Below are 18,528 nucleotides of genomic sequence, written 5' to 3'. Positions count from 1 at the left end.
CGACTCACGTTCCAAGAAAAGTGGGTACTAGCACCGCGCCGGCACTTCGTCCCCCACCATGGCCGGCTGCCGATCCAGCGCCACGGCGGGAGAGAGCCAGATCACCAGCGCCTGAACGCCGAACACGGCGGCTGCGAGATACAGGCAGGCCTCCGCGCTCCAGAAGCCGCCGACGATCGCGCCCAGCGCCGAGCCGAGCGGGCGGGCGCCGTAGCTCATGATGTTGATGGCGGAGACGCGTCCGAGCAGGCGCGGCGGCGTCACGGACTGGCGCAGGGTCGTGGTCGAAATCACCCACAGGATCGGCCCGACCCCGAGCAGGAAGAAGCTCAGGGCCGCGAGCGAGGGCGAGGGGACCAGCACCGTCAGCGCCATCACCACCGCGGCGACGAAACCCGTAACCGGACCAAGGCCGACCACCGTCCCGAAGGCGATGCGCTTCATCACGCGCGTGGCGAACAGCGCGCCGATCACCATGCCGACGCCGTACATCGTCAGCACGCTGCCGACGCCTGCGGCCGTCAGGCCGAGATGGCGCACGGCATACGGCACGAACACGGCGATCTGGAGGAACCAGCCGGTGTTGAAGATGAACTGGGTAATGAACACCGGCCGCAGCAGCGGATGGTGGAACACGAAGGCCGCGCCCTCGCGGATGTCCTGGAACGGATGGCGCCGCGGCGAGGGAGTCCGGGTGGGCTCGTAGATGCCGGAGAGCAGCACGACGGCGATGGCCGAGAGCGCCGCGGCGAAGCCGAAGGCCGGGCTCGCACCCCACCAGCCGACCAGCGCGCCGCCGAGCGCAGGCCCGCTTGCAAAGGCGATGGTGCGGGCGAGTTCGATGCGGGCATTTGCCGACGGCAACAGCTCCGCGCTCACCAGCGAGGGCACCAGGGCCGGCGCCGCCACGCTGTAGACGACCGTGCCGCATACGGCGGCAAAGCCGAGCAGAGCCAGCAGCGGCAAATTGAACGCGCCAAGTGTGAGCAGCAGCACGATGGCCGCCAGCGCGACCGCGCGCAGCGCTTCGGCACCCGCCATCAGCGAGCGGCGGGAGATGCGGTCGGCGAGTAGGCCGGCCGGAATGGCGAACAGGACAAAGGGCAGGGTGAGGGCGGTCTGGAGCAGGCCGGTCTGGCCTTCCGCAACACCCAGCGTGAGCACGGCGACGATGGGGGCCGCGGCCAGCGCGATCTGCTCGGCCGATTGCGCCGCCAGGTTGGACCAGGCGAGGCGGTTGAAGGTGTCGGGGAGGCGAAGCGGGTTTGACATGGCGCATTTCCTGCAAAGTCGTGTTGGCGCCAGTATCCGCCCCCGAGGACGGCCAAACCCACCCGCTTCCCGACAGGGCGGCGGATAACCGCCGCGTCGGGACCTCATCGGCTAGATGCAGTTGCAAATGAGTTGCAATAAGCTTCGACTTCGGTATTCTGCTGCTATGGATGCCCGCTCCCCCGATTTGACCCAAGATGCCGCCGGCAGGCGCACTGATGCGCCTGCTACCAAGAGCCTCGCCGAGGTGAACGCCACGATTGCCATCCCCACGGCGGGGGTGTGGTGGCGGCGATTCCTCGCCTTTGTCGGCCCCGGCTATCTGGTCTCGGTCGGCTACATGGACCCCGGCAACTGGGCGACCGACCTCGCCGGAGGGTCGAAGTTCGGCTACACGCTGCTTTCGGTCATCCTGCTCTCGAATTTGATGGCGATCCTGCTCCAGTCGCTGGCGGCGCGGCTCGGCATCGTCACCGACCGCGACCTCGCGCAGGCCTGCCGCGCGACCTATTCGCCGGCGGTGAACTTCCTGCTCTGGCTCGCCTGCGAGGCGGCGATCATCGCCTGCGATCTCGCCGAGGTCATCGGCACAGCGATCGCGCTCAAACTGCTGTTCGGCATTCCCCTGATCGGCGGCGCGCTGCTGGCTGCGCTCGATGCGTTCCTGCTGCTGCTCCTGATGAACCGCGGCTTTCGCTTCCTCGAAGCGTTCGTCATCGCGATGCTTGTCGTGATCGCGGTCTGCTTCGTGGTCCAGATCGTGGCCGCCGCGCCACCGATGGCGGAAGTCCTGCACGGCTTCATGCCGAAGACCGAGATCTTCACCAATCCGGAAATGCTCTACATCGCGATCGGCATCATCGGCGCGACCGTGATGCCGCATAATCTCTATCTGCACTCCTCGATCGTGCAGACGCGTGCCTATGAGCGCAACGACACCGGCCGGCGCGAAGCGATCAAATGGGCGACGACGGACTCGACCATCGCCCTGATGCTGGCACTGTTCATCAATGCCGCGATCCTTGTCGTGGCAGCCGCGACCTTCCACAAGAGCGGCCATTCCGACGTCGCCGAGATCGGCCAGGCCTTCGAGCTGTTGTCGCCGCTGCTCGGCCTCGGTATCGCCTCGACGCTGTTTGCGATTGCGCTGCTCGCCTCGGGCCTGAACTCGACGGTGACAGCGACGCTCGCCGGCCAGATCGTGATGGAAGGTTTTCTTGACTTGCGTTTGCCGAGCTGGGCGCGGCGATTGCTGACGCGCGGCATCGCCATCGTTCCGGTGATCGTCGTCACCGCGATCTATGGCGAACGTGGCACAGCCGATCTGCTGGTGTTCAGCCAGGTCGTGCTGTCGATGCAGCTGCCCTTCGCCGTCATCCCGCTGGTGCGCTTCGTCTCGGATCGGCGCAAGATGGGGAAGTTCGCGATACCGCCATACGTCGCCGCGATCGCGTGGATCGTCGCGGGCATCATCGTGATTTTGAACGTGAAGTTGCTGGTGGATACGCTGTTCGGGTGAGTGTTCGCCCAACACACCGCCATCGTCGCCCGGCTTGACCGGGCGACCCGGTATTCCAGAGACGTTTGTGATTGAGCCGAGAAGCCGCGGCGTACTGTCATGCCCCGGTCAAGCCGGGGCATGACAGCGAGCTAATCCTGCGGCTCTGACGTCGCGTCACCTTGCGCGTCGATGCGCAGCCAACCTGACGGCGCGAGGCGCTGCTGCGGCAGGAAGCGGGCCTTGTAGTCCATCTTCTTCGAGCCTTCGATCCAGTAGCCGAGATAGACGTAAGGCAGCCCCTGGCGGCGGGCGCGGGCGATGTGGTTGAGGATCATGAAGGTGCCCATCGACCGGCTGACCTGGCTCGGCTCGAAGAACGAATAGACCATCGAGAGGCCGTCGCTGAGCACGTCGGTCAGCGCCACCGCGATCAGCTCCTCACCGCGGCCGGTGATACCGCTGTCGGGGCCGCGCTTGCGGTACTCGATGATGCGGGTCTCGACATGGCTGTCCTCGACCATCATGGCGTAATCGAGCACGGTCATGTCGGCCATGCCGCCATGGCGGTGGCGGGAGTCGAGATAGGCGCGGAACACCGAATATTGCTCGGAGGTCGGCACCGCACTGCGCTGCTCGCCGATGATGTCGGCGTTGCGCGCGATCACCTTGCGGAAGTTTCGGGAGGGGCGGAATTCGTTGGCGACCACCCGGACGGAGACGCAGGCGCGGCACTGGTCACAGGCCGGCCGGTAGGCGATCGACTGGCTGCGGCGGAACCCGCCATGGGTCAGGAGGTCGTTGAGGTCGCCCGCGCGCTCCCCCACGAGGTGCGTAAACACCTTGCGCTCATGCCGGCCCGGCAGATACGGGCAGGGAGAGGGCGCCGTGAGGTAAAATTGGGGGGTGTCGCGCGAGTGCTGGGTCAAGGGACGTCGTGGGCCTCCAAAGTGGGCATTAACATCGCGCTACGAAGGCCCCCGGTCAATCGGTCTACTCGGCAGGTCTGATCGGTCAGTTTAGTCGGTCCTGGTTGATAGGTTCTTGATCATCAGGCTCTCAGTAGGTCCTTGCGGCCTGCGGCACGGGCGCGCGGACAGAATTGTTGATCACGACCGTTCCCAGCACGACATCATGCAGCAGGCGCCGGCGGCCGTTGAACAGCCCAACCAGCACCACGAAAGGTGTCAGGAACGAGACCGTCACCCAGAACAGCACGGCATGGGTGGCGCCGAGCACGAAATAGCCGGGCGCGCCGTACCAGGTGCGCAACTCCAGATCCATCAGGCGCATGCCGATCGTCGCGGACGACGGACCGCCGATGCAGGCACCGTAATAGACGATCGCCCAAACAACGGAGGCCGGCCAGGCCAGCCAGAACAGCGCCCAGCCGATGCCGAGCGTGACGATGCCAAACAGCGCGATGAAGATGTAGCCGAGGATCACGGGAACGGAGATCACGACCATGTCGATCAGGAACGCGAACGCCCGCCGCGTTGCCACGCCACGGAACAATTCCGGGTGCAGATAGGGATCGAAGGCGTGCGGTTGCATGGCGCCGTCATTGCGCCAGGCATTGCCCGAGTCCGAATACGACATAGTCCGTTCTCCCAAGCGAAACTCCCGTGGCAGGACATGGGAGCAAGTCATCCCCGTGCCAAGGGCGTGCGGGCGTCAACAAGCCGAAATATTCCGGCAATTCGGGGGCGGGGCTGTTACCGCTGTCGTTCAGGGAAGGCGTCGTAGGGTGGGCAAAGGCGCGTTAGCGCCGTGCCCACCATCGTTCCGCGATCGCTAGCTGGCATGGTGGGCACGCTTCCGCCTTCGCTCTTCGAGCTACGGCGGACAAGCCGCTTGGCCCACCCCGCGATGCCTTACGTTTGGCTCCGCAGCTTCTCCGCCACCTTCGGCGCAAAATAGCTGAGCACGCCGTCGGCGCCGGCGCGCTTGAACGCCAACAGGCTCTCCATCATCGCGCGCTCGCCGTCGAGCCAGCCATTGTTGGCGGCCGCTGCGATCATCGCGTATTCGCCGGAGACCTGGTAGGCGAAGGTCGGCATCGCAAAGGTGTCCTTCACGCGCCGGACCACGTCGAGATAGGGCATGCCGGGCTTCACCATCACCATGTCGGCGCCCTCGGAGATGTCGAGATCGACCTCGCGCAGCGCCTCGTCGGTGTTGGCGCTGTCCATCTGGTAGGTGCGCTTGTCGCCGGTCAGCGTCTTGGCCGAACCGATGGCGTCGCGGAACGGGCCGTAGAAGGCGGAGGCGTATTTGGCCGCATAGGCCATGATCTGCACGTCGAGCAGGCCAGAGCGGTCCAGCCCCTCGCGGATCGCGGCGACGCGGCCGTCCATCATGTCGGAGGGCGCGATGATGTCGCAGCCGGCTTCGGCCTGGACCAGCGCCTGACGCACCAGCACCGCGACCGTCTCGTCGTTCAAAATCTTGCCGTCGGAGATCAGGCCGTCATGGCCGTGGCTGGTGAAGGGATCGAGCGCGACGTCGCAGAGGATGCCGATGTCAGGAAACTCCTTCTTGATCGCGCGCACCGCCTGGCAGACCAGGTTGTTCGGATTGGTCGCCTCGGAGCCTTCCTCGTCGCGCAGGGACGGGTCGGTGTAGGGAAACAGCGCGAGGCAGGGGATGGTGAGCTTCATGGCGCGCTCGGCCTCGCGCACGGCCTGGTCGACGCTGAGGCGGTCGACGCCCGGCATCGAGGCGATCTGCTCGCGCTTGTTGTTGCCGTCGATCAGGAACAGCGGCCAGATCAGATCGTCGGTGGTCAGCACGTTCTCGCGCACCATGCGCCGGGCCCATTCGGCCTTGCGGTTGCGGCGCGGGCGGACGGCCAGATCGAGGGCAGGGGAGGCACTGGCGCCATCCCGGCGCGAAACCTCGCGCAATTCGATCGGTCGTCCGTATTTGATCGCCATCATTCTTCCTCCGGCTGGAATTATTCTTATACCAGCTCGCATGGTTCCCGTCACCGCGGCTTGACCTGCCGCAAGGCAAAATTGAGGTCAATCGGGCAGCCGATTGATTTTGCGGGGCGAAGCAGCCAGAAGGGGACCATGTCCGAAATCTCCACCCGCGATGCGGCCCGCGACGGCGCCAGTGCCAGGGACGCCGCCAGAGACAACGCCAGAGACAACGCGATGTCGGTGGCGGCGATCTCGTCGGAGCGCCCCGAGTCCGACGACAATGTCTGGACGCGCCGGCTCGTGCTGTTCCTGCGCGTGATGGCACTGCTGTCGATTCTGAAGGGCCTCTATCACTGGGCCCAGGTCACCGGCTTCGTCGGCGGCGAGGACGAGGCGTTCGAGAACCAGTCGATGGCCTGGCAGGCCGCCACCGTCTATTTTGCCGTGATCGAGCTCGTTGCCGCGGTCGGCCTCTGGCTCGCGACGCCGTGGGGCGCGGTGGTCTGGCTGACGACCGTCGTGTCGATGGCGGTGATCGAACTGATGTTCCCGGGCATCTACGGCGGCAGCCTGATCGTCGTCGGTGTCGAAGCCTTCATGCTCGCCGCCTATCTCGCGCTCGCCTGGATGGCCGCGCGCGAGCGGCCGCCGTAGCGCGCTTACGATTTCAACGCACACTCACACTCTCTCGTGCCCCGGACGCAGCGCAGCACGCAGTGATGCGCTGCTGAGCCGGGGCCCAGCTCTCCACGATCTCGTTTGCGGCTTCTGGGTCCCGGCTCTGCGCTCCGCTTCGCTGCGCTTGTCCGGGACACGAGAGCGGCATTTCCGAAGTCGTGGCTTGGTTGACCGTTCGTTGCCTAAAATTCGAGGTAACTTTTCATTGACTCCGTGCGTTCCGCCACAGCTCTTACGCGCCCGTTTCGAAACGGGGCGGCCCTGTACTGGAATGCGACAGAGGTGGCGGACGGAGGGTGAACAGGACCTTGCGAGGGTCAACAGACGGTTGCGAAAAGCCCTTGTGACACAGGCTTAATCCGCAATTCACTGTCTTAAATTCATGATCTCTTTATTCTCTTATTTAAGCCGATCTTCAAACGCCCCCCTTAAGTTGCACCTATCAGACGGAGCACAAGTTTCGTCGAATGAGTGTCGATAAAAACGACAACAGGGGAAGTGTCATGATGAAAGCCGTCGCAACTGCGGCAGATACCGCAGAGCGCGTCTCCGGCCAGCAGGGTTCGGTGCAGTCGCTCTATCTGGAAGCTTTGACTCTGGTGGAGCGGCTGCATCGCCGGCTCCTCGACGTCATCAAGGATGAATTCGATCGCCGCGGCCGTGCGGACATCAACTCGGTCCAGGCGCTCCTGCTCTACAACATCGGCGACAAGGAGCTGACCGCGGGCGAGCTGCGCACGCGCGGTTACTATCTCGGCTCCAACGTCTCCTACAATCTGAAGAAGCTCGTCGAGCTCGGCTTCCTCGATCATCAGCGCTCGCGCGTTGATCGCCGCTCGGTGCGCATCCGCCTGACCCCGCAGGGCCAGGAAGTCCGCCGCATCGTCGACTCCCTCTACCAGAAGCACGTCAAGACGGTGGAGCAGGTCGGCGGCATCTCGGGCGAGGAGTTCTCGACCCTCAACAAGTCGCTGCACCGCCTCGAGCGGTTCTGGACCGACCAGATCCTGTATCGTCTCTGAGTTCTTTGCGACGGGACTTGGCCAAGCCGGCCCGCAACAAGACCGGCAAGCCTCCCGAACGTGCCTGACCTCCCCAAGCGCGCCGGCCCGGCTCTGCCCCGGACCGGTGCGTTTTGTCGTTTCGCGACTGCGAAATAATTGCCGGCCAGGCGGAACCAGTTCCCCGCACCGCAGTTGTTACTGCGGATCGGAGGATGCGATGCTGGTCGAGCGCGGGCTTCAGGCAATGAACGTCGAACTCGTGAGCGACGCCTATGCCATCGCAGCGAATTACCTCCGCCGCTCCGGCGCGATTCCCGACACGCTGGTCACCAACGAAAGCCTGCTCGAGATCATCATCAAGCTGCTCCAGCACGGCGAATTGAACAAGATCAGGCTCGCTAACAAGGCCATTGGTCGGTTCGAGGCCCAGTCCGGGGCCCGCGCGGTTGCCTGATCAAAACTCCCAAAATTCGACAGAACCAGAGGGTGACATGGAAGCTGCCATCGACCGGATCATGCAGACTTATGACCTGCTTGCGAACCGCACGTCCGCGGCGAGCGCGGAGGCACGGGCCAAGGTCACGAACTACCTCAATACGTTGATGGAAGCCGGCGAGAAGGACACCCACAGGTTGACGGTGTGCGGACTGACCTATCTGCGCCAGCTCGACGGCAGCGTCGATCCCGTGAAGGCGGGGTATACCGGGCTCTAGTACCCGGAATCAGAGCTGAGTGATACGGCGGCCTTTGAAACGGCGTTGACGGACCTTTTTCTTGGTCCAGACGAAGGGCTCGGCTCTGTCGTTGTATGCGTTGACGTAGGCATCGATGTGTTCCTGAAGCTGCTTGAGGCTCGTGAAGGAGGTGCCGCTGAGCGACTGCCCCTGCAAGATGGAAAACCATACTTCGACCTGATTGAGCCATGACGCACTTGTCGGCGTGAAATGAAATTGCACGTTGGGGTGGGCCTTGAGCCAGTCCTCGTTCTTTTTATGGGTGTTGAGGTTGTCGAGGATGACGTGAAGCTTGCGGTTCGGAAAAGTCGCGGTGACGCTGTTCATGAAATCGAGAAACTCGACGCGGCGCCGGCGTTTTGAATGGGTCGCGATGATCTTTCCGGTGGCGACTTCGAGCGCCGCAAACAATGTTGTGGTGCCATGCCGCTTGTAATCGTGGCTTTGGCCGGTTAAGGCGCGGCCATTGGGCAACTTCAGATAACCCTGCGCTCGCTCCAAAGCCTGGATCGAGGGCTTCTCGTCCACGCACAGCACAATGGCCTTCGCCGGCGGCGCGACATAGAGGCCGACAACATCGGCGGCTTTGGCCGTAAAGTTCGGGTCGTTGCTCTCGCACCAGGACTTGCGAGCCACCAGGTCAATCTTGTGGCTGCGCAGGAACCGCCAGACATATTGGACATCGACATCGCCCAGCGCCTCGGCCAGCAGGGGGCCGGTCCAGCGCGCAAACCCTTGCGGTGGCGGCTTATCCAGCAGCTTCAGAATCCGCTTGTCGGTCGTCTTCGTATAGATCGGCTGCTTGCCAGGCCGCGGCTTGTCTTGCAGCCCTTCAAGGCCATGGTCGGCATAGCGATGCCGCCAAAGGCTGACAATCCGCGGCTGGACCCCAACTTCCTTGGCGATCGACCGGGTGCTGCGCCCATCCGCCGCCAACAGAACTATCCGCGCCCGCTTCAAATCGCGCTGCAACGTCACCGGAGAGCGATAACACGCCTCAAGCACCTTGCGATCTTTCCTCGAAAGGTGGACTTCTCTTGCTTCGGGTATCATCCCGACCTTGAATCACGACTCACGTTCCAAGAAAAGTGGGTACTAGGGGCAGGTCCGGCCCGCACGGATTTTAAGGTCCAAATCGGACCCTTCAGGACTGATCGGGGCGGACGGTTCAAGCAGCCGTCCTCTCGCCCGGATTCTTCAATCCCCACCATATCTGGCATAATTCTCGCTCTCGACCCGCAAATACTTGGCCGGGGGCGGGTGATGTGGTAGATCGCGCTCGCCGCTTCCGATCGCCACACCAGACCGCCCGTAGCCCGCCAAAAGGCTGCGGCGGTGGAGATATTCGCAAGATGACCTCAGCCAGAACCGCCTCCGCGCCCGACTCGTTTTTCACCGCCTCGCTCGACCAGGCCGACCCGGAAATCGCCGCCGCCATCAAGGGCGAGCTCGGCCGGCAGCGCCATGAGGTCGAGCTGATCGCCTCCGAGAACATCGTCAGCCGTGCCGTGCTGGAAGCGCAGGGTTCGGTGATGACCAACAAGTACGCAGAGGGTTATCCGGGCGCGCGCTACTATGGCGGTTGTGAGTGGGTCGACGTCGCCGAGAACCTCGCGATCGATCGCGCCAAGAAGCTGTTCGGCGCCAACTTCGCCAACGTGCAGCCGAACTCCGGCAGCCAGATGAACCAGGCGGTGTTCCTGGCGCTGCTGCAGCCCGGCGACACCTTCATGGGCCTCGACCTCGCGGCCGGCGGCCATCTCACCCACGGCTCGCCCGTCAACATGAGCGGCAAGTGGTTCAAGGCCGCGCACTACACCGTGCGCCGCGAGGACCAGATTATCGATATGGACGCGGTCGCCAAGCAGGCCGAAGAGGTCAAGCCCAAGCTGATCGTCGCTGGCGGCTCGGCCTATTCGCGCGCTTGGGACTTCAAGCGTTTCCGTGAGATCGCGGACAGCGTCGGCGCGTACCTCCTGGTCGACATGGCGCACTTCGCCGGTCTCGTCGCCGGCGGCGTGCATGCCTCGCCCGTGCCGTATGCCCACGTCACCACCACCACCACGCACAAGTCGCTGCGCGGTCCGCGCGGTGGCTTGATCCTCTCGAACGACGAGGCGCTCGCCAAGAAGCTCAATTCGGCGATCTTCCCGGGCCTGCAGGGTGGGCCCCTGATGCATGTGATCGCGGCGAAGGCGGTCGCCTTCGGCGAGGCGCTGCGTCCGGACTTCAAGATCTATGCAAGGAACGTCGTCGAGAACGCCAAGGCGCTGGCCGAGGCGATGAAGAGCCACGGGTTCGATATTGTCTCCGGCGGCACCGATAACCATCTGATGCTGGTCGACCTCAGGCCGAAGGGCCTGAAGGGCAACGTCTCGGAGAAGGCGCTGGTCCGCGCCGCCATCACCTGCAACAAGAACGGCATTCCGTTCGACCCCGAAAAGCCCTTCGTCACCTCGGGCCTGCGTCTCGGCACCCCGGCGGCGACGACCCGCGGTTTCGGTGTCGCCGAATTCCAGCAGGTCGGCGGCATGATCGCCGAGGTCCTCAACGCGATCGCGCAGTCCGACGACGGCAAGGCGCCGCTGGTCGAAGCCGCGATCAAGGAACGGGTCAAGGCGCTCACCGATCGGTTCCCGATCTATCAGTAAGGTCAAGGTACACGGATGCGCTGCCCGAACTGCAACAGTCTCGATACGCAGGTAAAGGACTCGCGTCCGACCGAGGACTCTTCCGTGATCCGCAGGCGGCGCGTGTGCGTCGCCTGCAATTTCCGCTTCACCACCTTCGAGCGCGTGCAGTTGCGCGAGCTCACGGTGATCAAGCGCAACGGCCGCCGCGTGCCGTTCGACCGCGACAAGCTGATGCGCTCGGTGTCGATCTCCTTGCGCAAGCGGCAGGTCGAGCCGGAGCGGGTTGAGAAGATGGTCTCCACCATCGTCCGCGAGCTCGAGACCGGTGGCGAGGCCGAGATCTCCTCCGAAGTGATCGGCGAGACCGTGATGGAGCATCTGCGCACGCTCGACGACGTCGCCTATGTGCGCTTCGCCTCGGTCTATCGCAATTTCCGCGAGGCCAAGGATTTCGCTGACGTGCTCGGCGAGCTCTCCGGTGAGGAGGAAGCGCGGCTCGCCGCGATCCGCAAATGATCTTCCGGATCCTGGAGGATCAGTTCGCGCAGAAGGCCCGCGAGTCCAAGGACGCTGATCGCCGCTTCATGCAGCTTGCGCTGGCGCTGGGCAAGCGCGGGCAGGGGCGCACCTGGCCCAATCCTGCCGTGGGCGCTGTCATCGTCAAAGACGGGGTCATCATCGGCCGCGGCTGGACGCAGCCAGGCGGGCGACCGCATGGCGAGCCCGAAGCGCTGCGCCGGGCCGGCGAGGCCGCGCGAGGCGCCACGCTCTATGTCACGCTGGAGCCGTGCTCGCATTTCGGCAAGTCGCCGCCTTGCGCAGACGCGGTGATCGCCGCCGGCATCACGCGGGTGGTCGCGGCGATCGAGGATCCCAATCCGGAAGTCGCGGGCCAGGGTCATGCTCGCTTGCGCGCCGCCGGCATCACGGTGGATGTGGGTCTGTGTGCGGCAGAGGCCGCGTTCGACCACGCCGGGCATTTCCGCCGCATCCGTGACAAGCGCCCGCACGTGATCCTGAAGCTCGCGGTCTCGCCTGACGGCAGGATCGGTGCGGCTGGCGGCAAGCCGCTTGCGATCACGGGCGAGGCCGTCCGCAATCGCGTGCATCTGCTCCGCGCCCAGAGCGACGCCATCCTGGTCGGCATCGGCACGGTGCTGGCGGATGATCCGCAGCTCAATTGTCGCCTGCCGGGCATGGAAGCGCGTTCTCCCATACGCGTCGTGCTCGACCAGAATCTGCGCATTTCGGCCGCGAGCCAGCTTGGTCGTTCCGCGCGGGAGACGCCGCTCTGGGTGATCGGCTCGGAGCTTGCGGAAGCCGCCGCCGCCACGCGGCTCGGAGCGGCCGGCGCTCAGATCATCCGCGTACCGCCAGGAAGCGCTTCCGGGCTTGATCTTTCGGCCGTGCTGCATGTGCTGGCGGAGAAAGGCATCACGCGGCTGATGGTCGAGGGCGGCAGCCGCGTCGCGGCGTCCTTCGTCGCGGCCGACCTCGCCGACGAGATCTGGCTGTTCCGCGGAGCGGAAGAGGTCGGCCCGGGCGGCGTCGATGCGCTCGATGCATTGCCCCTGTCGAAAATCACGCAGTCGCAGGCCTATAAGGTTCATGCTAGCGAGACATTCGGCAAGGATACTCTCACCATCTACGAGCGCGCGTAATGTTCACTGGCATTGTCACCGATATCGGCGAGATCGTCGGCTTCACGCCAACAGCGCAGGGCCAGTTGCACAGGCTGCGCATCGCTTGCCGCTACGATCAGACCACCATCGCCGACGGCGCCTCGATCGCCTGCAACGGCGTCTGCCTGACGGTGGTTGCTTCCGGCGTCGAAGGCGGCACAACCTGGTTCGACGTCGATGCCGCCGCCGAGACGCTGGCGCTGACGACTGCAAGGCACTGGAAGGTCGGCACGAGGCTCAATCTCGAGCGCGCGCTCAAGATTGGCGACGAGCTCGGCGGCCATATCGTCGCCGGCCATGCCGACGGTGTCGCCACCCTCGTCAGTCGCGAGGACCTGCCTGATATGGCGCGGTTCGAGCTCTCGACCACGCGGGAGCTCGCGCGCTTCATCGCCACCAAGGGCTCGATCACGCTCGACGGCGTTTCGCTGACGGTCAATACGGTGAGAGACGTGACCTTTTCGGTGCTGATCATCCCGCATACTCTGACGGTCACGACGATCGGCGGCTGGAAAGCGGGCGCCGAGGTTAATATCGAGGTCGACCTGATGGCCCGCTATGCCGCGCGGCTGACGGAAATGAAGTGACGGCGGAGCCGTTATTCCGGGATGGTCCGAAGGACCAGACCACAGGTGCGCAATTGCGCACCGGGGAATCTCGAGATTCCGGGCTTGATGCTTCGCATCGCCCCCGGAATGACAGTGTCTTTTGAACTTGGCTTACATGCGTCCGGCGACTACATAGCGCCGACCTCTGTAGAACGGATTTAGACGATGGCAGACGCGCGACGCGCACCCCTGAAGGACCAGACCGACATTTCCGGCGCACGCGCGCTGATTGTCGAGGCGCGGTTCTATGACGATCTCCAGGATGCGCTTCTGGACGGCGCGGTGACCGAGCTGAAGGCAGCCGGTCTGACGCATGACGTCATCACGGTTCCCGGCGCGCTGGAAATCCCGGCGGCGGTCGCCATCGCGATCGATGCCGCGGCGGCGAACGGCAAGCCCTATGACGCGGTGATCGCGCTCGGCTGCGTGATCCGCGGCGACACCATCCACTTCGAGATCGTCTCGCAGGAATCCTCGCGCGCGCTGATGGATCTTGCGGTTTCGCGAAAGCTGCCGCTCGGCAACGGCATCCTCACCGTCAACACCGAGGCGCAGGCCTGGGCGCGGGCGCGCGCCAGCGAGCTCAACAAGGGCGGCGATGCCGCGCGCGCCGCGCTTGCGATGCTGCGCATCAAGCGCCGGCTGGCGCGGGCTTGATCATGGCCGATCACAGCAAAAAGCCGCCGGCCGGCACCGAGAAGAAAGCGAACCGGCGCGGTGCGGCGCGGCTCGCGGCCGTCCAGGCCCTGTATCAGATGGACATCGCCGGCGCCGGCATCAACGACATCTTTGCGGAGTTCGAGAGCCACTGGCTCGGCAACGAGGTCGAGGGCGATACCTATCTGCCGGCGGAAGCCGCCTTCTTTCGCGACGTGGTCTCCGGCGTCGTGCGCGACCAGAAGATGCTCGATCCCCTGATCGACGAGGCGCTGTCGAAGGGCTGGCCGCTGAAGCGGATCGAGGCCATCCTGCGCGCGGTGCTGCGGGCAGGGGCCTATGAGCTCCAGCATCGCAAGGACGTGCCGGGCCGCGTCGTCGTGTCCGAATATGTCGACGTTGCGAATGCATTCGTCGACCGCGAGGAGACCGGCATGGTCAACGCCGTGCTCGACCAGATCGGCCGCCTGTTCCGCGGCGATGAGTTCGGGCGGGGGTAGTTATCCACGAGGGCGGTGAAGAGATGCGATGCGGCTGCCCCATACTCCGCTGTCATCACCCGCGAAGGCGGGTGATCCAGTACGCCGCGGCGGTCGTAATTCATCGCTGCCGTCTCGGCGTACTGGATCGCCCGGTCAAGCCGGGCGATGACAGCATTGGGTGTGGCTAAGGCCGATGGCAGACTCTCAAAACCCCTCCGCCGAAGACTCCCTCATCGCGCGCTATTTCAAGCCGCTGGCGACTGACCCCGGCGCGTTCGGGCTGGTCGATGATGCCGCGGTCTTGTCCTCGTCCGGCGACGACATCGTCGTCACCACCGACGCCGTCGTCGAAGGCGTGCATTTTCTCGCCACCGATCCGCCCGGCACCATCGCGCGCAAGGCGCTGCGGGTAAACCTGTCGGATCTCGCCGCCAAGGGCGCGGCGCCCGCCGGCTTCGTGCTGACGCTGGCGCTGCGCAGCAAGGAGGATGCCTGGCTCAGGCCGTTCGCCGATGCGCTCGGCGAGGACAGCAGGGCTTTCGCGTGCCCGCTGCTTGGCGGCGAAACGGTGTCGACGCCGGGGCCGCAGATGATCTCGATCACCGCCTTCGGCCGCGTGCCGAAGGGACGGATGGTCGGCCGTACCGGCGCGCGGCCGGGCGACCTCATCCTGGTAACGGGAACGATCGGCGACGCCGCGCTCGGCCTCGACGTGCTCACAGGCGGCGCCGTGGCCGGGGCGCTCGCGTCCGAACAGCAAGCGAAGGAGATGCTGGTCTCACGCTATCGCGTGCCGCAGCCGCGCAATGTGGTGGCGCAGGCCGTGCGCGACCACGCGACGGCCGCGATGGATGTCTCCGACGGGCTCGCCGGCGATCTGGCGAAACTCTGTGCAGCGTCGGGCGTCTCGGCCACGGTTGACGTCGCGAACGTGCCGCTCTCGGCTGCTGCGGCCGGCCTGATCGCGCGCAACGCTATTTGCGTTGAGACGCTGCTCGCCGGGGGCGACGACTACGAGGTGCTGTGCACGGTGCCGCCGGCGCAAAGTGAGGCGCTGATTGCCGCAGGGCAGGCGGCGGGCGTGGCCGTCACGGCGATCGGCACGATCGTCGCGGGCCGCGAACGGCCGCGCTTTTTGGACGGTCAGGGCCAGGAACTGGCCTTGAAGCGCCTGTCCTACAGCCACTTCTGAATTCGACCCGCCTCAAGCCCGATCTGTCCGGATTTGCCGTTCGCCGCTTGCCGCAACCCCGACGAAAGCAAGTAGATGTATCCGAACCGTTGGTGCGAATGAAGCCAATGGATTTGATTCGATGACGGCGGCCGTTGCGGGTTTGAGCGAGGCGCAGATTGTTCCCGGGAGGGAGTGCGGAAGCTGCACGCTCTGTTGCAAGGTCTACAACGTGGTCGAGCTCGGCAAGGCCGCTGGCAAATGGTGCTCGCATTGCAAGCCCGGCCGGGGTTGCACGATCCACGACAATCTGCCGGACGAGTGCGCCGCGTTCAATTGTCTCTGGAAAACCATGCCGTCGATGTCCATGCAATGGAAGCCGGATCAGTCGAAGATGGTGCTCACCTTGCATCCCGGGACTAACAACATCCATGTCGTGGTCGATCCCGGCCTGCCATCGGCCTGGACCCGGGAGCCTTATCACGGCCAGTTGCGCGGGTTGTCGAAGGCCAACATGGCGAAAGGCCATCTTGTCGTGGTGTTGGTCAATGAGCAGGCGACGCTCATCCTGCCCGACCAGGATGTGCCGCTCGGCGTCCTCAAGCCCGAGCAGGCCGTTTCGGTGACGCTGGAGGCTGGCCCCAATGGCAGCGTCTACGACGTCAAGATCTTCAACCGACGCACGACAGCCGACGGGCAGACCTTGGACCTGGCGGCAGCGTCTCGCCATCCCGTGAGGTCGGCCGCATAGGCGTGGCCGCGGCCAAGCCTCGCCGGTTTCGAAGAGGCGCCTCGCGGAGTTGCGTCAAGCCGTCGGTCAAACGCACCAGAATTGGCCTAAATACCTGCCGAGATCGGCTTTTTCGACCTTATCCGGCGTTGCACCCTCAATTTGATTTTGGCAAGCTTGTGACCGACCAGGGCCACACCTTCGTGCGAGGGGCGGCCCTGTTCAACATAAGGGCGCCCACCGCATGACGGAAAAACAAAAGGCGCCGGGGGTACGTACATCAAGGATCTGAGGCAAAAATCACATGACAGCATTATGGTTGATAGTGCTCTGCGGAGTGCTTTCCATCGTCTACGCGATCTGGGCGACGTCTTCGGTGTTGAGTGCGGATGCGGGGTCACCGCGCATGCAGGAAATTGCAGGCGCAGTCGCTGAAGGCGCACAGGCGTATCTGCGGCGCCAGTATACGACGATCGGTATTGTCGGCGTCGTCATCTTCGTCCTGCTTGTCTATTTCCTTGGTCTCTACGTCGGCATCGGCTTCTTGATCGGCGCCGTCCTGTCGGGGGCGGCCGGCTTCATCGGCATGAACGTCTCGGTTCGCGCCAATGTGCGCACCGCCCAGGCAGCGACCACGTCGCTTGCCGGCGGCCTCGAGCTCGCCTTCAAGGCAGGCGCCATCACGGGCATGCTGGTGGCGGGTCTCGCGCTACTCGGCGTGACCCTCTATTTCGGCTTCCTGGTGCACTCACTGAAACTGGCGCCTGATAGCCGTCTCGTGGTCGACGCCCTGGTGGCGCTCGGCTTCGGTGCCTCGCTGATCTCGATCTTCGCCCGTCTCGGCGGCGGCATCTTCACCAAGGGTGCGGACGTCGGCGGCGACCTCGTCGGCAAGGTCGAGGCCGGCATCCCCGAGGACGATCCGCGCAACCCGGCCACCATTGCCGACAACGTCGGTGACAACGTGGGCGACTGCGCCGGCATGGCTGCCGACCTGTTCGAGACCTATGCGGTGACTGCGGTCGCCACCATGGTGCTCGCGGCGATCTTCTTCGCCAAGACGCCGATCCTCATGAACATGATGACGCTGCCGCTCGCCATCGGCGGCATCTGCATCATCACCTCGATCATCGGCACCTTCTTCGTGAAGCTCGGGCCGAGCCAGTCGATCATGGGCGCGCTCTACAAGGGCCTGATCGCAACCGGCATCCTGTCGCTGATCGGCATCGCCGGCGTGATCTACTATCTGATCGGCTTCGGCAAGCTCGACGGCGTCGACTACACCGGCATGTCGCTGTTCCAATGCGGCATCGTCGGCCTCGTCGTCACCGCGCTGATCATCTGGATCACCGAATACTACACCGGCACCGACTATCGGCCGGTGAAGTCGATCGCCCAGGCGTCGGTGACCGGTCACGGCACCAACGTGATCCAGGGTCTCGCCGTCTCGATGGAAGCGACCGCGCTGCCCGCGATCGTCATCATCGCCGGCATCCTGGTCACCTACAGCCTGGCGGGCCTGTTCGGCATCGCGATCGCGACGGCCACCATGCTGGCGCTGGCCGGCATGGTCGTCGCCCTCGACGCCTTCGGCCCGGTCACGGACAACGCGGGCGGCATCGCCGAGATGGCGGGCCTGCCGAAGGAGGTGCGCAAGTCGACCGACGCGCTCGATGCGGTCGGCAACACCACCAAGGCGGTGACGAAGGGCTACGCGATCGGTTCCGCCGGTCTCGGTGCCCTCGTGCTGTTCGCGGCCTACAACCAGGACCTCAAGTTCTTCGTTGCGGACTCCGCGCACCATCCGTACTTCGCCGGCGTCAATCCGGACTTCTCGCTCAACAACCCCTACGTGGTTGTCGGCCTGCTGTTCGGCGGCCTCTTGCCGTATCTGTTCGGCGCGATGGGCATGACTGCGGTCGGTCGCGCGGCAAGCGCGATCGTCGAGGAGGTGCGCCGGCAGTTCCGCGAAAAGCCGGGCATCATGCAGGGCACCGACAAGCCGGATTACGGCAAGGCGGTCGACCTGCTGACCAAGGCGGCGATCAAGGAGATGATCATCCCCTCGCTGCTGCCGGTGCTGTCGCCGATCTTCGTCTACTTCGTGATCTATGCGATCGCGGGTGGCGGCCCGGCCGGAAAGTCGGCTGCGTTCTCCGCGGTGGGCGCGATGTTGCTCGGCGTGATCGTGACGGGCCTGTTCGTCGCGATCTCCATGACCTCGGGCGGCGGCGCCTGGGACAACGCCAAGAAGTACATCGAGGACGGTCACTTCGGCGGCAAGGGCAGTGATGCCCACAAGTCGGCCGTCACCGGCGACACCGTCGGCGATCCCTACAAGGATACGGCGGGACCGGCGGTGAACCCGATGATCAAGATCACGAACATCGTGGCCTTGCTGCTGCTGGCGATCCTCGCGCACTGAACGGCGCAAGCGACACACGACAAAACCCCG

19 protein-coding genes are annotated in these 18,528 nt (G+C 64.7%); 14 read left to right on the top strand and 5 right to left on the bottom strand.

What is annotated here, in order from left to right:
- Positions 1-27: 27 nt before the first annotated feature.
- Positions 28-1,272 (bottom strand): MFS transporter, encoded by a 1,245-nt coding sequence (locus J4G43_RS30445; RefSeq protein ID WP_208087240.1) that lies wholly within the window; start codon positions 1,270-1,272, stop codon positions 28-30.
- A gap of 166 nt (positions 1,273-1,438) precedes the next feature.
- On the opposite strand from J4G43_RS30445, the gene J4G43_RS30440 reads away from it, so the two are divergent.
- A complete protein-coding gene (locus tag J4G43_RS30440; protein WP_208087239.1) occupies positions 1,439-2,791 on the top strand; it encodes an Nramp family divalent metal transporter in 1,353 nt (450 codons plus the stop codon).
- A 131-nt stretch (positions 2,792-2,922) separates the two neighbouring features.
- On the opposite strand, the gene J4G43_RS30435 is transcribed toward J4G43_RS30440, so the two are convergent.
- From J4G43_RS30435 to hemB, 3 genes are all read right to left on the bottom strand, one after another.
- Positions 2,923-3,699 (bottom strand): arginyltransferase, encoded by a 777-nt coding sequence (locus J4G43_RS30435; RefSeq protein ID WP_208087238.1) that lies wholly within the window; start codon positions 3,697-3,699, stop codon positions 2,923-2,925.
- A gap of 130 nt (positions 3,700-3,829) precedes the next feature.
- Complete coding sequence (locus J4G43_RS30430) at positions 3,830-4,369, bottom strand: RDD family protein (protein ID WP_063982851.1); 540 nt, start codon at positions 4,367-4,369, stop codon at positions 3,830-3,832.
- 275 nt (positions 4,370-4,644) lie between these two features.
- Positions 4,645-5,706, bottom strand: coding sequence for a porphobilinogen synthase (hemB, locus tag J4G43_RS30425; RefSeq protein WP_063986325.1), 1,062 nt, complete (start codon positions 5,704-5,706; stop codon positions 4,645-4,647).
- Positions 5,707-5,844: 138 nt separating this feature from the next.
- Between hemB and J4G43_RS30420 the strand changes: the two genes are divergently transcribed.
- From J4G43_RS30420 to J4G43_RS30405, 4 genes are all read left to right on the top strand, one after another.
- Positions 5,845-6,348, top strand: a complete 504-nt coding sequence (locus J4G43_RS30420; RefSeq protein ID WP_028155097.1) for a DUF6163 family protein — start codon at positions 5,845-5,847, stop codon at positions 6,346-6,348.
- Positions 6,349-6,875: 527 nt separating this feature from the next.
- Positions 6,876-7,394, top strand: coding sequence for a transcriptional regulator LdtR (gene ldtR / locus J4G43_RS30415; RefSeq protein WP_011087797.1), 519 nt, complete (start codon positions 6,876-6,878; stop codon positions 7,392-7,394).
- A 199-nt stretch (positions 7,395-7,593) separates the two neighbouring features.
- Entirely contained in the window at positions 7,594-7,830 is a 237-nt protein-coding gene (locus tag J4G43_RS30410) for a hypothetical protein (protein WP_028152498.1), read from the top strand.
- A 37-nt stretch (positions 7,831-7,867) separates the two neighbouring features.
- Positions 7,868-8,089 (top strand): hypothetical protein, encoded by a 222-nt coding sequence (locus tag J4G43_RS30405; RefSeq protein WP_008131709.1) that lies wholly within the window; start codon positions 7,868-7,870, stop codon positions 8,087-8,089.
- Between the two features lie 9 nt (positions 8,090-8,098).
- On the opposite strand, the gene J4G43_RS30400 is transcribed toward J4G43_RS30405, so the two are convergent.
- Positions 8,099-9,163, bottom strand: a complete 1,065-nt coding sequence (locus J4G43_RS30400) for an IS630-like element ISRj1 family transposase (protein WP_208086805.1) — start codon at positions 9,161-9,163, stop codon at positions 8,099-8,101.
- Between the two features lie 299 nt (positions 9,164-9,462).
- Between J4G43_RS30400 and glyA the strand changes: the two genes are divergently transcribed.
- The 9 genes from glyA to J4G43_RS30355 all read left to right on the top strand — a co-directional run bounded on the left by glyA (position 9,463) and on the right by J4G43_RS30355 (position 18,498).
- A complete protein-coding gene (glyA, locus tag J4G43_RS30395; RefSeq protein WP_208087237.1) occupies positions 9,463-10,761 on the top strand; it encodes a serine hydroxymethyltransferase in 1,299 nt (432 codons plus the stop codon).
- Positions 10,762-10,776: 15 nt separating this feature from the next.
- A complete protein-coding gene (gene nrdR, locus J4G43_RS30390; protein ID WP_007603426.1) occupies positions 10,777-11,259 on the top strand; it encodes a transcriptional regulator NrdR in 483 nt (160 codons plus the stop codon).
- Entirely contained in the window at positions 11,256-12,404 is a 1,149-nt protein-coding gene (gene ribD, locus J4G43_RS30385; RefSeq protein WP_208087236.1) for a bifunctional diaminohydroxyphosphoribosylaminopyrimidine deaminase/5-amino-6-(5-phosphoribosylamino)uracil reductase RibD, read from the top strand. The genes nrdR and ribD overlap by 4 nt, the downstream gene beginning before the upstream one ends.
- Positions 12,404-13,012 (top strand): riboflavin synthase, encoded by a 609-nt coding sequence (locus tag J4G43_RS30380; protein WP_208087235.1) that lies wholly within the window; start codon positions 12,404-12,406, stop codon positions 13,010-13,012. The genes ribD and J4G43_RS30380 overlap by 1 nt, the downstream gene beginning before the upstream one ends.
- Before the next feature lie 186 nt (positions 13,013-13,198).
- Positions 13,199-13,690 (top strand): 6,7-dimethyl-8-ribityllumazine synthase, encoded by a 492-nt coding sequence (gene ribH, locus J4G43_RS30375; protein ID WP_166342075.1) that lies wholly within the window; start codon positions 13,199-13,201, stop codon positions 13,688-13,690.
- Positions 13,691-13,692: 2 nt separating this feature from the next.
- Entirely contained in the window at positions 13,693-14,190 is a 498-nt protein-coding gene (gene nusB / locus J4G43_RS30370; RefSeq protein ID WP_208087234.1) for a transcription antitermination factor NusB, read from the top strand.
- 175 nt (positions 14,191-14,365) lie between these two features.
- Positions 14,366-15,364 carry a thiamine-phosphate kinase gene (gene thiL, locus J4G43_RS30365; protein WP_208087233.1) on the top strand — a complete coding sequence of 333 codons (999 nt, stop codon included), beginning with the start codon at positions 14,366-14,368 and terminating at the stop codon, positions 15,362-15,364.
- Positions 15,365-15,485: 121 nt separating this feature from the next.
- A complete protein-coding gene (locus tag J4G43_RS30360) occupies positions 15,486-16,094 on the top strand; it encodes a hypothetical protein (RefSeq protein WP_208087232.1) in 609 nt (202 codons plus the stop codon).
- Between the two features lie 283 nt (positions 16,095-16,377).
- Positions 16,378-18,498 (top strand): sodium-translocating pyrophosphatase, encoded by a 2,121-nt coding sequence (locus J4G43_RS30355; RefSeq protein WP_071913231.1) that lies wholly within the window; start codon positions 16,378-16,380, stop codon positions 18,496-18,498.
- Positions 18,499-18,528 lie beyond the last annotated feature (30 nt).

The sequence above is a fragment of the Bradyrhizobium barranii subsp. barranii genome (genome assembly GCF_017565645.3).
Lineage (GTDB): Bacteria > Pseudomonadota > Alphaproteobacteria > Rhizobiales > Xanthobacteraceae > Bradyrhizobium > Bradyrhizobium barranii.
Note: the sequence above shows the minus strand (reverse complement) of the source record. Positions and strands in the feature narration are given on the sequence as shown.

Excerpts from the sequence above, each read along its gene's own strand:
- J4G43_RS30445 (WP_208087240.1), bottom strand. The coding sequence starts at position 1,272 with ATGTCAAACCCGCTTCGCCTCCCCGACACCTTCAACCGCCTCGCCTGG.
- J4G43_RS30440 (WP_208087239.1), top strand. The coding sequence starts at position 1,439 with ATGGATGCCCGCTCCCCCGATTTGACCCAAGATGCCGCCGGCAGGCGC.
- J4G43_RS30430 (WP_063982851.1), bottom strand. The coding sequence starts at position 4,369 with ATGTCGTATTCGGACTCGGGCAATGCCTGGCGCAATGACGGCGCCATG.
- hemB (WP_063986325.1), bottom strand. The coding sequence starts at position 5,706 with ATGGCGATCAAATACGGACGACCGATCGAATTGCGCGAGGTTTCGCGC.
- J4G43_RS30420 (WP_028155097.1), top strand. The coding sequence starts at position 5,845 with ATGTCCGAAATCTCCACCCGCGATGCGGCCCGCGACGGCGCCAGTGCC.
- ldtR (WP_011087797.1), top strand. The coding sequence starts at position 6,876 with ATGATGAAAGCCGTCGCAACTGCGGCAGATACCGCAGAGCGCGTCTCC.
- J4G43_RS30410 (WP_028152498.1), top strand. The coding sequence starts at position 7,594 with ATGCTGGTCGAGCGCGGGCTTCAGGCAATGAACGTCGAACTCGTGAGC.
- J4G43_RS30405 (WP_008131709.1), top strand. The coding sequence starts at position 7,868 with ATGGAAGCTGCCATCGACCGGATCATGCAGACTTATGACCTGCTTGCG.
- J4G43_RS30400 (WP_208086805.1), bottom strand. The coding sequence starts at position 9,163 with ATGATACCCGAAGCAAGAGAAGTCCACCTTTCGAGGAAAGATCGCAAG.
- glyA (WP_208087237.1), top strand. The coding sequence starts at position 9,463 with ATGACCTCAGCCAGAACCGCCTCCGCGCCCGACTCGTTTTTCACCGCC.
- nrdR (WP_007603426.1), top strand. The coding sequence starts at position 10,777 with ATGCGCTGCCCGAACTGCAACAGTCTCGATACGCAGGTAAAGGACTCG.
- ribD (WP_208087236.1), top strand. The coding sequence starts at position 11,256 with ATGATCTTCCGGATCCTGGAGGATCAGTTCGCGCAGAAGGCCCGCGAG.
- J4G43_RS30380 (WP_208087235.1), top strand. The coding sequence starts at position 12,404 with ATGTTCACTGGCATTGTCACCGATATCGGCGAGATCGTCGGCTTCACG.
- ribH (WP_166342075.1), top strand. The coding sequence starts at position 13,199 with ATGGCAGACGCGCGACGCGCACCCCTGAAGGACCAGACCGACATTTCC.
- nusB (WP_208087234.1), top strand. The coding sequence starts at position 13,693 with ATGGCCGATCACAGCAAAAAGCCGCCGGCCGGCACCGAGAAGAAAGCG.
- thiL (WP_208087233.1), top strand. The coding sequence starts at position 14,366 with ATGGCAGACTCTCAAAACCCCTCCGCCGAAGACTCCCTCATCGCGCGC.
- J4G43_RS30360 (WP_208087232.1), top strand. The coding sequence starts at position 15,486 with ATGACGGCGGCCGTTGCGGGTTTGAGCGAGGCGCAGATTGTTCCCGGG.
- J4G43_RS30355 (WP_071913231.1), top strand. The coding sequence starts at position 16,378 with ATGACAGCATTATGGTTGATAGTGCTCTGCGGAGTGCTTTCCATCGTC.